Origin of the sequence: Streptomyces sp. NPDC058864 (assembly GCF_042742985.1) — a bacterium.
Lineage (GTDB): Bacteria > Actinomycetota > Actinomycetes > Streptomycetales > Streptomycetaceae > Actinacidiphila.
This window is the reverse complement of the sequence record NZ_JBHYMQ010000037.1, coordinates 14377-29740: the sequence shown is the minus strand read 5'-3', so window position 1 is coordinate 29740 and position 15364 is coordinate 14377. Positions and strand designations below refer to the sequence as shown.

14 protein-coding genes are annotated in these 15364 nt (G+C 73.1%); 2 read left to right on the top strand and 12 right to left on the bottom strand.

All coding sequences use genetic code 11. The annotated features are described in order from the left end of the window. Positions 1-37: 37 nt before the first annotated feature. Both ACFW3D_RS25435 and ACFW3D_RS25430 read right to left on the bottom strand, forming a co-directional pair. On the bottom strand, positions 38-2869 hold the full coding sequence (locus ACFW3D_RS25435; RefSeq protein ID WP_500507404.1) for a DEAD/DEAH box helicase: 2832 nt from the start codon (positions 2867-2869) through the stop codon (positions 38-40). A 139-nt stretch (positions 2870-3008) separates the two neighbouring features. Beyond that, positions 3009-4277 carry an ABC transporter substrate-binding protein gene (locus ACFW3D_RS25430; RefSeq protein ID WP_500507402.1) on the bottom strand — a complete coding sequence of 423 codons (1269 nt, stop codon included), beginning with the start codon at positions 4275-4277 and terminating at the stop codon, positions 3009-3011. Positions 4278-4650: 373 nt separating this feature from the next. On the opposite strand from ACFW3D_RS25430, the gene ACFW3D_RS25425 reads away from it, so the two are divergent. Together ACFW3D_RS25425 and ACFW3D_RS25420 are read left to right on the top strand one after the other, a co-directional pair. Beyond that, positions 4651-5901: a PucR family transcriptional regulator gene (locus tag ACFW3D_RS25425; RefSeq protein WP_500507400.1), complete on the top strand. Its 1251-nt coding sequence runs from the start codon at positions 4651-4653 to the stop codon at positions 5899-5901. After that, positions 5898-7100, top strand: coding sequence for a PucR family transcriptional regulator (locus ACFW3D_RS25420; RefSeq protein ID WP_500507398.1), 1203 nt, complete (start codon positions 5898-5900; stop codon positions 7098-7100). The genes ACFW3D_RS25425 and ACFW3D_RS25420 overlap by 4 nt, the downstream gene beginning before the upstream one ends. Before the next feature lie 66 nt (positions 7101-7166). Here the strand turns inward: ACFW3D_RS25420 and ACFW3D_RS25415 are convergent, their stop codons facing one another. From ACFW3D_RS25415 to pafA, 10 genes are all read right to left on the bottom strand, one after another. Continuing rightward, on the bottom strand, positions 7167-8078 hold the full coding sequence (locus tag ACFW3D_RS25415) for a diacylglycerol kinase (RefSeq protein ID WP_500507396.1): 912 nt from the start codon (positions 8076-8078) through the stop codon (positions 7167-7169). Positions 8079-8228: 150 nt separating this feature from the next. Further along, on the bottom strand, positions 8229-9116 hold the full coding sequence (tatC, locus tag ACFW3D_RS25410; protein ID WP_500507394.1) for a twin-arginine translocase subunit TatC: 888 nt from the start codon (positions 9114-9116) through the stop codon (positions 8229-8231). A 115-nt stretch (positions 9117-9231) separates the two neighbouring features. Beyond that, a complete protein-coding gene (gene tatA / locus ACFW3D_RS25405) occupies positions 9232-9528 on the bottom strand; it encodes a Sec-independent protein translocase subunit TatA (RefSeq protein WP_500507392.1) in 297 nt (98 codons plus the stop codon). A 299-nt stretch (positions 9529-9827) separates the two neighbouring features. Next, entirely contained in the window at positions 9828-10028 is a 201-nt protein-coding gene (locus ACFW3D_RS25400) for a hypothetical protein (protein ID WP_500507390.1), read from the bottom strand. Positions 10029-10047: 19 nt separating this feature from the next. Then, a complete protein-coding gene (locus ACFW3D_RS25395) occupies positions 10048-10335 on the bottom strand; it encodes a hypothetical protein (RefSeq protein ID WP_500507388.1) in 288 nt (95 codons plus the stop codon). A gap of 13 nt (positions 10336-10348) precedes the next feature. Further along, a complete protein-coding gene (locus tag ACFW3D_RS25390) occupies positions 10349-11296 on the bottom strand; it encodes a helix-turn-helix transcriptional regulator (protein ID WP_500507386.1) in 948 nt (315 codons plus the stop codon). 18 nt (positions 11297-11314) lie between these two features. Further along, on the bottom strand, positions 11315-12292 hold the full coding sequence (locus tag ACFW3D_RS25385) for a helix-turn-helix transcriptional regulator (protein WP_500507384.1): 978 nt from the start codon (positions 12290-12292) through the stop codon (positions 11315-11317). A 193-nt stretch (positions 12293-12485) separates the two neighbouring features. Continuing rightward, positions 12486-12857: an FKBP-type peptidyl-prolyl cis-trans isomerase gene (locus tag ACFW3D_RS25380; RefSeq protein ID WP_499603547.1), complete on the bottom strand. Its 372-nt coding sequence runs from the start codon at positions 12855-12857 to the stop codon at positions 12486-12488. A 39-nt stretch (positions 12858-12896) separates the two neighbouring features. After that, positions 12897-13883 (bottom strand): FKBP-type peptidyl-prolyl cis-trans isomerase, encoded by a 987-nt coding sequence (locus tag ACFW3D_RS25375; RefSeq protein WP_500507466.1) that lies wholly within the window; start codon positions 13881-13883, stop codon positions 12897-12899. A 112-nt stretch (positions 13884-13995) separates the two neighbouring features. Continuing rightward, positions 13996-15357 (bottom strand): Pup--protein ligase, encoded by a 1362-nt coding sequence (pafA, locus tag ACFW3D_RS25370; RefSeq protein ID WP_431952161.1) that lies wholly within the window; start codon positions 15355-15357, stop codon positions 13996-13998. Positions 15358-15364 lie beyond the last annotated feature (7 nt).

The window sequence follows — 15364 nt, the reverse complement described above, 5'->3', positions numbered from 1 at the left end:
GCCGGGCGCGCCGCACCAAGGCGGCGCGCCCGGGCCGTCAGCCCACCGAGGAGTACGCCACGACGCCGCGCAGCAGTCCGTCGACGGCCTTGCGGGCGTTGCGCCGCACCGGGCTGCCCTCGGGGGCGGCGTCGGCGATCTGGCCGAGGACGTCGATGAGTTGCTTCGTCCACCGGACGAAGTCGCCCGCGGGCATGTCGGCGTCGCGCAGCACCGCGTCCAGGCCGTGTCCGGAGGCCCAGCGGTGGGCGGCCCAGGCGAAGCCGAGGTCGGGTTCGCGCTGGCCGACGCCTTCGGCCTGGTTGATGCGGTGCTCCTCCTCCAGGGCGTCGAGGCGCCCCCAGATGCGGATCATCTCGGCGAGCGCCTGTTTGGCGCTGCCCGAGGGCAGCCGCGGCGGCAGGGCGTCGTCCGCCGAGCGGGACTCGTAGACCAGCGCCGAGGCGCAGGCGGCGAGGTCCGCGGGGCCGAGGCCGTCCCAGACGCCGTCGCGCAGGCACTCGCTGGCCAGCAGGTCGAGCTCGCCGTAGAGCCGGGCCAGCCGGCGGCCGTCGGGGGTGACCTGGTCGCCCTCGAGGTAGCCGAGGTCCGTGAGCAGGGCGCAGATGCGGTCGAAGGTGCGGGCGATGGTGTTGGTGCGGCCCTCGATGCGGCGCTCGAGCTGCTTGGTGTCGCGCTGCAGCCGCTGGAAGCGCTCGGCCCAGCGGGCGTGGTCCTCGCGCTCGTCGCAGCCGTGGCAGGGGTGCGAGCGGATCTCGCTGCGCAGCCGGGCGATCTCGGTGTCGTCCGCGGCGGCCGAGCGCTGGCGGCGCTGCCGCTGCGGCGCGATGCCGGCCGTACCGGCCTTGGAGCGCATGGCGGAGGCCAGGTCGCGCCGGGACTGGGGGCTGCGCGGGTTGAAGGACTTGGGGATGCGCATCCGGTCCAGCGCCTCGACCGGCACCGGGAAGTCGATCTGCGCGAGCCGCTTGACCTGCCGCTCGGCGGTGAGCACCAGCGGGCGGGGGCCGTCGTGGTGGAACTGGTCGTGCCGGTTGTGGTGGCCGGGGCTGCGGCCCGCGGGCACGCCCGGGTCGAGGACGAGGGCCAGACCCGCGAACTTGCCGGCCGGGACGTGGATGATGTCGCCCGGGCGGAGCTTCTCCAGGGCGTCGGCGGCGGCCGCCCGGCGCTGGTTGGCGCCCTGCCGGGACAGGTCGGCCTCGCGGTCCTTCAGCTGCCTGCGCAGCGACATGTATTCGTCGAAGTCGCCGAGGTGGCAGGTCATGGAGGCGCGGTAGCCCTCCAGGCCCTCCTCGTTGCGCTGCACCTGGCGGGAGATGCCGACCACCGAGCGGTCGGCCTGGAACTGCGCGAACGAGGTCTCCAGCAGCTCCCGGGAGCGGTGCCGCCCGAACTGGCCGACGAGGTTGACGGCCATGTTGTACGAGGGCTTGAAGGAGGACCGCAGCGGATAGGTGCGCGTGCCGGCCAGACCCGCCAGGTGGACGGGGTCGAAACCGCGCTGCCACAGCACGACCGCGTGGCCCTCGACGTCGATGCCCCGGCGGCCGGCACGGCCGGTGAGCTGCGTGTACTCGCCGGGGGTGACGTCGGCGTGGGTCTCGCCGTTCCACTTGACGAGCTTCTCCAGGACCACGGAGCGGGCGGGCATGTTGATGCCGAGCGCCAGCGTCTCGGTGGCGAAGACGGCCTTGACCAGGCCCTTCACGAAGAGCTCCTCGACGACCTCCTTGAAGGTCGGCAGCATGCCGGCGTGGTGCGCGGCGATGCCCCGCTCCAGCCCCTCCAGCCACTCGAAGTAGCCGAGGACGTGCAGGTCCTCGTCGGGGATGGACTTGGTGCGCTCCTCGACGATGGCGCGGACCTTGGCCCGGTTCTCGTCGTTGTTGAGCCGCAGGCCCGCGTGGAGGCACTGCTGCACCGCCGACTCGCAGCCGGCGCGGCTGAAGATGAACGTGATCGCGGGCAGCAGCCCTTCCGCGTCCAGCCGCTCGATGACCTCGACGCGGCTCGGTGTCCAGATCCTGCGCTGCTGGCGGCGGTCGCGCTCCCGGTCGGCCTCGCGCATCTTGCCGCCGCGCCGGTCGCGGCCGTTGTAGGCGCGCTGGTTCTCCATCCGGGCCAGCCGCGCCAGGTCGGGGTTGACGGCGCGCTGCGTGCCCGGGCCGGCGCCCCGCTCCTCCTCGAACAGGTCGTACATCCGGCGCCCCGCCAGGACGTGCTGCCACAGCGGCACCGGGCGGTGCTCGGAGACGATGACCTGGGTGTCGCCGCGGACGGTGTCCAGCCAGTCGCCGAACTCCTCGGCGTTGGAGACGGTCGCGGAGAGCGAGACCAGGGTCACCGACTGCGGGAGGTGGATGATGACCTCCTCCCAGACCGCGCCGCGGAAGCGGTCGGAGAGGTAGTGCACCTCGTCCATGACCACGTAGCCGAGCCCGTCGAGGGCCTGGGAGCCCGCGTACAGCATGTTGCGGAGCACCTCGGTGGTCATCACCACGATCGGCGCGTCCCCGTTGACGCTGTTGTCGCCGGTCAGCAGGCCGACCCGCTCGGCGCCGTAGCGCTTGACGAGGTCGGTGAACTTCTGGTTCGACAGCGCCTTGATGGGGGTGGTGTAGAAGCACTTGCGGCCCTCGCCGAGGGCCAGGTGGACGGCGAACTCGCCCACGATGGTCTTGCCGGATCCGGTGGGTGCCGCCACCAGCACGCCCTTGCCGGCCTCGAGGGCCTGGCAGGCCTCGATCTGGAAGGGGTCCAGCCCGAAGTCGTACAGCTCGCGGAAGCCCGCGAGTGCGGTGGCCTGCTCGGCGGCGCGGAGCCGGGACGCGGCGTAACGCTCGGCAGGAGACATCTCGTCGTTCATCTTGAAAACGAGACTACCGGGCCGCACTGACAGTCGACATGATCTTTTTGCCGAAGCAAAACCCACGGCGCGGGCGCCCGGGCGTGTCGGGTCCGCCGGCATCCCGGCGCTCCGTCCCCAGCACCCGCGTCCGGGCGGCTCAGATCATGATCGAGATGTACTCCTCCACCAACGGGACCTTGAAGGCGTCCTTCACCCCGGCCAGTCCGCCGGGCACGCCCCGCTCCGGCTTGACGATGTAGCTCCGGGTGGCGCTGGGCCGCCACGGGTCGGAGAAGTCGAGGACCGGGCCGAGCCCGGGGTCGAACTCCTTCTGCCGGCGGTGCGCCGCGACGATGCCCACCCTGCTGAGGTCCTTGGCCGCGCAGGCCGACTTCAGGTCCTGGACGGCGACGGCCATCGTGTTGTGCCCGGTCTCCAGCCCCTGGTCCAGCGCGGCCCCCGGGTAGCGGCGCCGGTACTCCGCGACGAGCTTCCCGACCTCGGGGGAGACACCGGTCAGCGCCGGGGTGGGGGCGACGAGCTGCAGCATCTTCAGCAGCGCCGGCGCCGCGGGGGTCTCCAGCAGCCGCGGGTCGTAGCCGACGGCGCTGCCGAGGAACGGCACGTCGAGGCCGATCGCGGCGGCGGCGCCGACCGCCGAGGCGGTCTGCGGGGGGCTGGTGCTGATCAGGACGGCCTTCACGCCGGCGTCGGCGAGTTCCCCGACCTGCTCGGACAGGTCCTCGCTGGTGGGCCCGACCTCCTTCTCGACGAGGACCATGCCGCGCCTGTCGGCGACGAACCGGGCCCCGCGCCGCGCGTTGCTGCCGTAGTCGCCCTTGAGGTACACGAAGCCGATCTTGTCGTCCGGCCCGAGACCCCGGGTCTCGGCCAGGTACTCGAAGCCGTTGACCATGTCGACGTCGTACGTGGAGTTGATCGTGGTCAGCGCGGCCTGGCCGAGCAGGGCCGAGGAGTAGCCCAGCGAGGTCGTCATCACGTCGTCGAGCATGATGCGGTCGAGCAGGGCGTTGATGATCGTCGAGCCGAGCAGGCCCGGCATCGCGGCGATCTCCGGCTCCATCCTGTTGTACTGGACGACGGCCGTCTCGGCGTCGTAGCCGTGGTCGCGGACGAGCAGCTTGAGCTTGCGGCCGCACACCCCGCCCTTGGCGTTGACCTGGTCGGCGTAGAGCCTCTCCGCCCGCAGCACGGAACGGCCCAGCGGGCCGTACGGGCCGGACAGGTCGGTGAGGATGCCCAGGGTGATGGTGGAGTCCGTCACGCCGGGCCCGGTCCTCACGCCGTGCGCGTCGACCGGGCCGTCGTCCGCGGCGTTGCCGGTGTCCCCGCCGCAGGCCGTGAGGACGCAGGTGAGGGCGGCGGTGAGGACGAGGGTGGACCTGAGGCGCTGTTTCCGGGTCACGGTGTGCTTGCTCCTGGAGGATGGGACCGCGCGGGGCCGCCGCGGGCACGGCCGGCGGCCACCGCCCGGGGCCGGCGGTGCGGGAGCTCCATGGGAAGAGACGGCGGCCGGTTCGGCGAGGGGCGGGGGCGTTTCCGGTCGCGGCTCCCAACCGCCCGGAGGCCCGGCTGTGCGGCGGCACCACCCGCGCTGCCCCGTAGGGCCGTGCGTCCGCCGGTGTGCGGGTTCCGCCCGGATGCCGGTCACGTTTGCGTCACCTGTCTTCCGGGCCCGGCTACCAGCGGGTAGGAATGCCGGTGCGGGTGCCCGTCCGCCCCTGCCCCCGCCCCGCCCTGCCCCGCACCCGGGCCCGGAGAGCCGAGAGGAAGATCGGATGGCCAGCCCCGCGCCGACGCGTCCGGTGTGCGCAGCGGGCCTCGCCCCCGCCCCCGGGCAGGAGCACCACGAGGTGCTGAGAGCCGCCGCGCTGCAGCTCCGCGGCCAGGTGGGGCCGGTGGCCGCGCACATCGTGGAGCGGATCCGGGACCGGCACCCGGCCTACCGGGAGCACGCGCTGGCCCCGTCGGGGTTGCTGGAGGAGACCGAGGGCTCGGTGGCCGCCGTCCTCGACTCGCTCGCCGATCCGGGGCGTTCCGCGGTGTCCGCCGAGTACCTGTCGTGGGTGGGGGAACGCCGGGCCTGGCAGGGCTTCCCCATGGAGCCGATGATGGGCGCCTGCCGTACGGCCGGCGACGCGCTGTGGCTCGCGCTGTTCCGGGCCGGGGAGGGCCAGGGTCCCGAGGGGACGCAGCTGATCGCCCGCGCGGCCGCGGAGGTCTGGGACCTGTTCGAGCGGGACAGCCGGCTGATGGCCGATGCCTATCTGCGGGCCCGCGGCGAGGTGACGTTTCACCGGCAGCGCGGCCGCAGGGCGCTGGAGGGGCTGCTCGCCGGGCGGGTGGACGCCCCTGGCCTCGCGGAGGCCGCGGATGCCCTGGGTCTGCCCGAGTGCGGGCGTTTCGTGGTCGCCGTCGTCCGCGGCGCCCCCGGGGCCCCGCTGCCCGTACGGCCGCGGAGCGGGGTGCCCGCGCGGGTGCGGGTGCACCGGGCGTCGCTCCCGGACGGCGGCGAGGTGCTGCTCGCCGAACTGGGTGAGCTGACGCCCGGCGACTTCGCGGCCGGGCTGGATGTGCCCGCCGGGACGCGCGCGGGGCTGAGCCCGCAGGTGGAGCGGCTGGCCGCGGTCGGGCACGCCCGGGAGCTGGCCGAACTCGCGTTGCGCACCTGCACCCGGGACGGGGAGGTGGCCGTCCTCGACCGCCGCTTCCCGGCCGGGCTGCTCGCCCGCCGCCCGGACGTCGCGGCCGAGGTCGCCGCCGGAGTGCTGGGCGGCCTGCGGGAGGTGCAGGCCGCAGAGAGCGCCGTGCTCATGGAGACCCTGGGCGCGTGGCTGGACGCCGGCGGCTGCGTCGAGAAGGCCGCGGCCGCCCTGTTCTGCCACGCCAACACGGTGCGCCGGCGGCTGCGGCGGCTGGAGGAACTCACCGGCCGGTCCGTGTCGCGGCCGCGCGACGTGGTCCACCTGGCGCTCGCCCTGGACGCCGAGCGGATCTCCGCGGCGCGCGGCCCCGGAGCGCCCCGGTGACGGCGCGTCCGCCGACGCGGGACGAGGCGGCCCGCGAGCTGCTGCGGACGGCGGCGCTGCGCATGAAGGAACGCGTCGGCGAACTGTCGGAACGGGTGATGGCCCGGCTGCACACCGAGGTCCCCGGCTTTGTGGACCACGTCGACGACCCCGACTGCTCCCTCGACGGCTTCGCCAGGATGATCACCATGCACCTGGACCGGCTCGCCGACCCGGATCGGGACGCCGACGTGGCCCGGTATCTGCGCGAGGCCGGTCGGCGCCAGGCCGCGCAGGGCATGCCTCCGGAGCTGCTGACCCATGTGTTCGCCGTGGGCGGCGCGGTCGTGTGGCAAGGGCTCGTCGACACCGTCGCCGCGCACCAGCCCGGCGGCATCCCCCTCATGGTGCACATCGCCCCGCGGATGTGGGGGTTCCGCGAACGCACGGCCGCGATCGTGGCCGACGCCTACCGCGAGACCCTGGGCGAGGGCGTGGCCGGCGGCGGCCGGCAGGCAGCCCGGGTGCTCGGTGCGCTGCTCGGCGGACGCACCGACAGCCCCGGTGTGCGCGCCGCGGCCCAGGCCCTGGGCGTGCCGGGCGACGGCCGTTTCGTCGTCGCGGTGACCAGCGTGCGGGCCTCGGCCTCCGGCACGCCGGGCGACGACGCCTTCCCCGTGGGCGCCGGAAGCCGGGTGCTTCGGGTGCCCCGCGGCACGGGCGAGGTCCTGGTCGTCCTGCTCGGCGACCGCTCCCCGGACGCCCTCGCCGCGCTCCTGGGCGCGGTCCCCGGGCTGCGGGCGGGTGTCAGTCCGGTCGTACGCGGCCTGGCCGAGCTGCAGCGGGCCCTGAGGCTGGCCGAACTCGCCCTGCCCACGTGCGCCTCCGACGGCGAGGTCGCGCTGTGGGAGGAGCGGATGCCGACGGTCGTGGCCGCCGCGGACCGGCGGCTCGCCGGCGAGCTGGCCGAACACGTCCTCGGCCCGCTGCGGGAACTGCCCGCCGGGGAACGCGCGTACCTGCTGGACACGTTGGCCACCTGGATGGAGTGCGACGGCTCCCCGCGCGCCGCCGCCGAACGCGTGGGCTGCCACCGCAACACGGTCCTCAACCGCCTGCGCCGCCTCGAACTCCTCACCGGCCGCCGCCTGACGCACCCCCGGGAACTCGTCGACCTCACCCTCGCCGTCGAGGCCCTCCGCCGCGCGCCCGCCCTCTGATCCCCCTCGGCGTGCCCGCGGCCGCGCTGCGCACCGGGGGCGTCTCCCGGCCGTGGCCGGGGGAAGCTACTTCGACGGCACGGCCCGCCGCGGCACCAGCAGGCGCAGCGCCCGCGGGACGGTCCGCGCGGTCAGGGGGAGGGGGCCGAGGGGCTCGCCGTCGGCGTAGCCCGTGATGCCGTCGGCGGCGAGGGTGACCGACGCGGCGCGGTGCACGGTCACCACGGGGTGGCCGAGGTGGGTGCCGCGGTAGACGCGGGGGAAGACGCGCAGCAGCGTGCTGCGGCTGCACGGCCCGACGACGCAGACGTCGAAGCGTCCGTCGTCCAGTTCGGCGCCGGCGCAGATCCGCATGCCGCCGCCGTACGAGGTGCCGTTGCCGACGGCGACGAGGGTGGCCTCGAGCTCCGTCTCGGCGCCGTCGTCGAGGGTCATCCGGTACGGGATGGGGCGCAGGGCGGCCAGTTCCGCCAGCATCGCCACGTCGTAGCGGAGCCGCCCGCTGGGCCGGCGCATCCGGTTGCCGCGGTCGTTGACCCGGGAGTCGAAACCGGAGGCGAGGACCGTGCCGAACCACCGGTCGCCGGCGCGGCCGAGGTCGATCTCACGGACGGACTCCTCCTTCAGGGCCCGCTCGATGTCCTGCGCGGCGGCCGCGGGCTCGCGTATCGCCAGTCCGGTCGCCCGCGCGAAGTCGTTGCCCGTGCCGACGGCGACGACACCCAGCGGTGTGCCGGTGCCGGCGACGGCCTGCAGCGCCAGCGACACCATGCCGTCGCCGCCTACCGCGACCAGCGCCCCGGTGCCGTCCGCGACGGCCTCGCGGGCCCGCGCGAGGGCGTCCGCCGCGTCGGTGCCGACGACGGTGCGCACGCCGAAGCCCGCGCGGCGCAGTGCGTCGGCGGCCGGTCCCGCGGCCCGGGCGCCCCGGCCGCGGCCCGCGGTGGGATTGGCGACGATGGTGATCTCGCTGGTCACGCGCGGACCCTACCGCGCGGTAGCCGAGCCGTCGAGATCACCGGCACCCCTTCCTCCGGAGGCGCGGCGGCTGCCGGCGGACGCCTGCGCCCTATGGCGACGGGGCCCCGCCCGGATTCCGGGCGGGGCCCCGTCGGGGGTTCCGCGGCGTCAGGTCGCGTCGTCGAAGTCGCCGGAGCGGCGCCCGTCATCGACGGGGCCGGGCTGTTCGGGCACCGAGGCCGAGACGCGCTCGCCGGGGTCGATCGACTCCGGGGTGAGGTCGAGCACGGAGGCCTCGTCGTCGGAGAGTTCGGCGTCGGGGTTGCGCCAGCGCCGGCGCCGGTCGTTCATCAGGGAGAAGGCGACCGCGCCGAAGTAGAGGACGACGATCGGGCCGGACAGGGCGATCATGCTGACCGGGTCGGTGGTCGGCGTCGCGACGGCGCCGAAGACGAACACGCCCATGACCACGGCGCGCCACCAGCCCGCCATGCGCCGGCCGGTGACCATGCCGACCAGGTTGAGCATCACCAGCAGCAGCGGGAGTTCGAAGGCGAGGCCGAAGACCAGCACCATGCGGATGGTGAAGTCCAGCACACCGTCCAGCTTCAGCAGGTTGGACGAGCCCTCGGGCGTGAAGCTGATCAGCACCTTGATGCTGACCGGCATGATCTTGTAGGCGAGGAAGGCGCCGCCCAGGAAGAGCGGGAGCGCCGCGCCCACGAACGCGTAGGTGTACTTGCGCTCGTGCCGGTGCAGGCCGGGGGCGATGAAGGCCCACAGCTGGTACAGCCAGACCGGGCTGGCGCCGATGACGCCGGCCATGAAGCAGACCTGCATCGTGAGCGCGAACGGCGCCGTCAGCGAGTCGAACGTGACGATGGCACAGTTGCCGCCGCTGCTGACGACCCCGGGGCCGCACTTGGGTACCGGGGAGGCCAGGAACTCCAGGAGCTGCTGGCTGTAGAAGGCGGCCACGATCGCCACCAGGACGATCGCGAGCACGCTCTTGGCGAGCCGGTTGCGCAGCTCGCGCAGGTGCTCCACGAGCGGCATGCGCCCCTCGGGGTCCTTCGACGACGGCTTACTGCGGGCAGACTTGAGCAACCCAGGTCCTCATCTCACGCGGTGGCCGGCGTCCCCGCCGGCGGCCCGTACCTGTGCCGTCGTGTCAGCTCTGCGTCTGGCGGGGCTGCTGGGTCTCGGAGACCGGGCGGGCGCTGTTGACGTCACCGGGCGCGGCCTGGATGGTCTTCGGCGCGGCCTGGGCGTCGGCGGGCGCGTCGGCCTGGGCCTGGGCCTGCGGGGCGGCCGCGTCGTCCGACTTCATCGCCTTCGCCTCGCTCTTCAGGATGCGCATCGACTTCCCAAGGCCGCGGGCCATGTCCGGGAGACGCTTGGCCCCGAACAGCAGCAGAACGACGACAAGGATGAGGATGATCTCAGGGGCGCCGAGCCTGCCGAACATAAGCTTTACCTTCTCACCGAGGCGGCATGGGTTCTTGAGCAGCGGGCTCCGGTCCGTGGACACGGTGTCCGCTCTGCCAGCGATCGTAACGTGCGGGGGTAAACGCCTGGCAATCCCCCGGCGTCCTTGCCGTTGCCGCCCCCGCCGCTCTCATTCGGGGCAACCTCAGCAGCGTACCTTCCTGGACGAGGAAGGACGAGGGTGCTCCGACAGCGCTTACCCGGCGTTTCCGGGCGCCGCCGACGGGACGCCGCGGACGGGACGGCGCGGACGGGACGGCGCCCCGGCGGGGCCGGTCGTCAGCGGGACAGTTCGCCGGCGCCGCGCGCCAGCGGCTCCGCGGCGCGCCGCAGGTCCTCGGAGGCCCGCAGCAGGCGGTCGCTGCTGCGCCCCACCTGCCGGGCGAGGCCGCGCACCTCGGCGTACACGCGGAGGGCGAGGACGCCGAGCACGAGCAGGCCGGCGGTCGCGAGGCCGACGTACAGGTAGAGCCACCACATGGCAGCCGAGCGTAGCGGCTCAGCCGGTGTGCAGCCGCATCGTGCGCACGCCGCCGTCGGTGAGCAGCTCCACGATGCGGTCGCCCGCCGGCTTGCGGACGGAGGAGCCGCAGTCGGGGCAGGTGAAGGAGTAGAAGGTGGTGCGGTGGCTGCCGCCGATGGCCAGCCGCAGGGCGTCGGCCGACAGCTCGAAGCTGGTGCGGCACTCCGGGCAGGAGGCCCTGAAGATCACCTCGGGCGGGGGCGCGGCGGGATCACCGGGATGCCCGACGGCACCGAGGCTGTCGAGGGTGTCGAGGTCGTCCATGCGGGCGGTCCCCTCACTCCCCGTAGGCAGCGAGGGCCTGGGCGGCGGCGTCGCGCGCGCTGCCCGCGAGGTCGGCCGGGGACACGATGCGGCCGTCACGGCCGAGCCGCAGCGCGAGACGGCGCAGTGAGCCCGGGTCGGGGGTGCGCAGGGTGATCCGCAGCCCGCCGTCGGGGAGTTCCTCGGCGAGGTCGTGCGGGTAGTACTCGGCCACCCAGCGGCCGCCGGGCCCGACCTCGATGACGACCTCCGGGTCGTCGCCGGCCGGCTGCACCAGCCCCTGGGACAGGTCGCGGGGCTCGACCCGCGGCGGGTCGCTGGGCTGGTCCAGCAGCCGGATCTCGGCGACCCGGTCGAGCCGGAAGGTGCGCCGGTCCTCCGACAGGTAGCACCAGCCCTCGAAGTAGGTGTGGCCGACCGCGAACAGGCGGATCGGGTCGACCTCGCGCTCGGTGAGCTCGTCGCGGGACGGCGAGTAGTAGCGGATCCACAGCCGGCGCCGCTCCGCGATGGCGCGGTCGACATCGGCGAAGACGCTGCCCTCGGACTCGAAGGTGACCGACAGCCGCGAGGAGGCGCCGGCGGCCTCACCGGCCGCGCCCTCGATCTTGGCGGTGGCGCGCAGCAGCGCCTGCCGGTCGCTCTCCCGCAGCCCCGGCAGGTTGGCGACGGCGCGGGCGGCGACCAGCAGCGCGGCGGCCTCGTCGGCGGCCAGCCGCAGCGGCTGCGCGACGTCGTCCACGTTGTGCCACCAGATCCGCTCGCCGTCGGTGTCGATGTCGAGCAGGTCGCCGCCCCGGAAGCTCGTGCCGCACAGCGGCAGCACGTTCAGGTCGCCGATCAGCTCGGCCTCGGTGACACCGAACGCGCGGGCCACGTCGCTCACGCGGGCACCGGGGCGCTCGCGCAGGTAGGTGACCAGGGACAGCATCCTGCGCGTCTGGTCGATCGCGTTGGCCATCTCTCCGTACTCCCCCGCTCAGCCCTTGGCGACGGCGCGCAGCCGGTCCACGACGTCGGCCCGCAGCTCGTCGGGCCCCAGTACGACCACGTCCGGGCCGAACTCCACCAGCCAGGCGTCCAGTCCGTGCCCGTACGGGATCTCCAGCTCGTCCCAGTCGGCGTCGACCGGGAGTGTCTCCACGGCGCGGGCCCGCAGCGGGTACCCCGAGTCGCGGCGCAGCCGGATCCTGGCGGTCGCGGTGGCGCCCTCGCCGGCCCAGCTGGCCACGGCGGCACGGACGTCGACGTGGTCGGGCACCTCGGTGGTGAAGGTGCCGCCGCGGGTACGGACCCGCCCGGTGATCCGGGAGAGCCGGAAGACGCGCACGGCGGCCCGGTCGCGGTCCCAGCCGGCCAGGTACCAGTGGCCGCGCCAGCACTCCAGCGCCCACGGCTCGACCTGGCGCGGCTCGGGGCGCACGGCGTTGGCCTTGCGGTAGTCGAAGGCGACGGGGCGGCGCTCCCGGGTGGCCACCATCAGCGGCTCGAACGCCGGCTCGGGGGTGGGGATGCGGGGCTCCAGGGCACTGTGCCCGGCCGGCTCCCGTACGCCCTCGTCATCGTCGCCCTCGTCGTGGAAGGGCACGCCCGCGGCCCGCAGCTTCTGCAGGGCGCCGCTGGCGGCCTCGGCGAAGCGCGCCTGCTGCCAGACCTTGGCGGCCAGGCTCAGCGCGGCGGCCTCCTCGGCGTCCAGGGCGATCTCGGGAAGGCGGTTGCGGTCGCGGCGGGCGAGGTAGCCGATCTCCCCGTCGAGGCTCTCCACCGTCTCGATGACCATGCCGAGCTCGCGCAGGTCGTCCTTGTCGCGCTCGAACATGCGGTTGAACGCCTCGTCGGAGCCGATCTCGTGGTACGCCTCGATGGACGCCCGCAGCTCCCGCTTGCTGACCGGGCGCCGCGTGTTCATCAGGCACAGCGCCAGGTTCATCAGCCGCTCGGCCTTGGCAATCGCCACTCGACGCAACCTTCTTCCTTCTTCAGCTCTCCCCCGAGACCCTATCGCGGCCGGGCCGCACGGCTGAAGCGAAGGCCGGTTCCGGCGACCGCCCCCTTCCGTCCTCCCCGGAGCCCCGCACGACGGAGCCCCCGCCGGGCCGGCAAAGCCGGTCGGCGGGGGCTCCGGGTCGTGGCCGGGCCGGACGGGCCGGTCAGACGGACAGCAGGTCCACCACGAAGATCAGCGTCTCGCCCGGCTTGATCAGCGGGCTCGGGCTCTGGTTGCCGTAGGCCAGGTGCGCGGGGATGGTCAGCTCGCGACGGCCACCGACCTTCATGCCCTGCACGCCCTGGTCCCAGCCCTTGATGACCCGGCCGCCGCCCAGCGGGAAGGTGAAGGGCGAGTTGCGGTTCCAGCTGGCGTCGAACTCCTCGCCGGTGCTGAAGGCGACGCCGACGTAGTGGACGGTGACGTTCTGGCCCGCCTTCGCCTCGGCGCCCTCGCCCTCCCAGATGTCCCTGATCACCAGTTCGGCCGGCGGCTCGCCGCCGGGGAAGTCGATCTCGGGCTTCTCGATGCTCACGTACGTGCTCCTAAAGAGGTGCGGACAACCTGCCTAGTCTTACATCACCGCGAGGATGTCGAGGCTGAACACCAGCGTGGACTTGGCCGGGATGCCCGGCTGGGCCTTGTCGCCGTAGCCGAGGTCCGGCGGCACCACGAGCATCACGCGGCTGCCGACCTTCTTGCCCACCAGGCCCTCCTGCCAGCCCTTGATCAGCTGCTGCAGCGGGAACTGGGCCAACTGGCCGTTCTTGTAGCTGGAGTCGAACTCCTTGCCGCCGTCCCACACCACGCCCTTGTACTGCAGCAGCAGGGTGTCGGTGGGCTTGACCGCCGCGCCGTCGCCCTCCAGCACGTAGTTGGCGACCAGCTTGGTCGGCGCGGCCTCCTTGGGCACCTCGATGGAGGGCGCCTTGCCGTCGGTGTTGGTGCCGACCTTGGGCAGCTTGGCGTCGTTCTGCGGGACGGCCTTGCCCTGGGCGGAGCTCTTGCCGCTGAAGGTGTCCACCACGTCGACGACGAACACCAGCGTGTCGGTGCCCTTGATACCGGCGTCCGGCTGGCCCTGCTCGCCGTAACCGAGGTTCGGCGGGATCGCCAGCTCGACCCGGTCGCCGACCTTCTTGCCCACCAGGGCCTTGTCCCAGCCCGGGATGACCCGGCCGACGCCGATCGGGAAGATGGCCGGCGTGCCCCGGTCCCAGGAGTTGTCGAAGACCTTGGCCGTGTCCCAGATCTGGCCGAGGTAGTTCGCCTGGAGGTAGTCGCCCTCGGCGACGGTGGTCCCGTTGCCCTGGATGAGCGTCTTGACGGCCAGGTCCTTGCTGGGCTGGCCCGGACCCTTGGCGACCGTCGGCTTCTCGCCGAACTTCGTACCGGCCGTGACGTCCGGCAGCGGACCATCGACGATCTTCACCGGCGCGGACGAGGACGCGGAACCCGACGGGCTGGCGCTGGTCGCGGACTTGCCGGACTTGTCGTCACCGCAGCCGGCGAGGGTGAGCAGGCCGGCGGGAACGGCGAAGAGAAGAGAGCGTCGGCGCACGGGGATCCCCATCAGGTCGATCTTGCGTTGTCGGGCGTGCGCGCCACTCTACGACGTGGGCGGGGCCCCGTACGAACACGCACGGGGCCCCGCGTCGTCCACGCCACCGCCGCTACATGCCGGCGATGAGCTTCTCCACCCGGTCGTCCACCGACCGGAAGGGGTCCTTGCACAGCACGGTGCGCTGCGCCTGGTCGTTGAGCTTCAGGTGCACCCAGTCGACGGTGAAGTCGCGCCGCTGCTCCTGCGCGCGGCGGATGAAATCGCCGCGCAGCCGTGCCCGCGTCGTCTGCGGCGGCACGGACTTGGCCTCGAAGATCTTCAGGTCGTTGCAGATCCGCTTGGCCTGGCCGCGCTTCTCCAGCAGGTAGTACAACCCGCGGCGGCGGTGGATGTCGTGGTACGCGAGGTCTATCTGCGCGATGCGCGGGTGCGACATCGTGATGTTGTCGCGCGCCCGGTAACGCTCGATCAGGCGGTACTTCATCACCCAGTCGATCTCGGTACCGATCTTGTCCAGGTCACCGCTGGAGATCGACTCCAGCGTCCGGCCCCACAGTTCGAGGACCTGCTCGATGACACCGCTGCGGATGCCCCGCCGGTCGCAGAAGTCCACCGCCTTGGAGTAGTACTCCTCCTGGATCTCCAGGGCCGAGGCCTCCCGGCCCGAGGCGAGACGGACCTTGCGCTGACCCGTTATGTCGTGCGACACCTCACGGATCGCCCGGATCGGGTTCTCCAGCGTCAGGTCCCGCATCACGGTGCCCGCCTCGATCATGCGCAGCACCAGGTCGGTCGCGCCGACCTTCAGCAGCATGGTCGTCTCGGACATGTTGGAGTCACCCACGATGACGTGCAGCCGCCGGTAGCGCTCGGCGTCCGCGTGCGGCTCGTCCCGGGTGTTGATGATGGGCCGGGAACGGGTCGTGGCGGAACTGACTCCCTCCCAGATGTGCTCCGCGCGCTGGCTGACGCAGTAGACCGCGCCCCGCGGGGTCTGCAGCACCTTGCCCGCACCGCACAGCAGCTGCCGGGTCACCAGGAACGGGATCAGGATGTCCGCCAGGCGGGAGAACTCCCCGTGCCGGGCGACCAGGTAGTTCTCGTGGCACCCGTAGGAGTTCCCGGCGGAATCGGTGTTGTTCTTGAAGAGGTAGACGTCACCCGCGATGCCCTCCTCGTGCAGGCGCCGTTCGGCGTCCACCAGGAGACCCTCGAGGATGCGCTCCCCCGCCTTGTCGTGGGTGACGAGTTCCGTCACGTTGTCGCACTCGGGAGTGGCGTACTCCGGGTGCGAACCCACGTCGAGGTAGAGACGGGCGCCATTGCGGAGGAAGACGTTGCTGCTACGACCCCATGACACGACACGGCGGAAGAGGTACCGCGCCACCTCGTCCGGGGACAGACGCCGCTGTCCCCGGAACGTGCACGTGACGCCGTACTCGTTCTCCAGCCCGAAAATGCGGCGGTCCATGATGAGA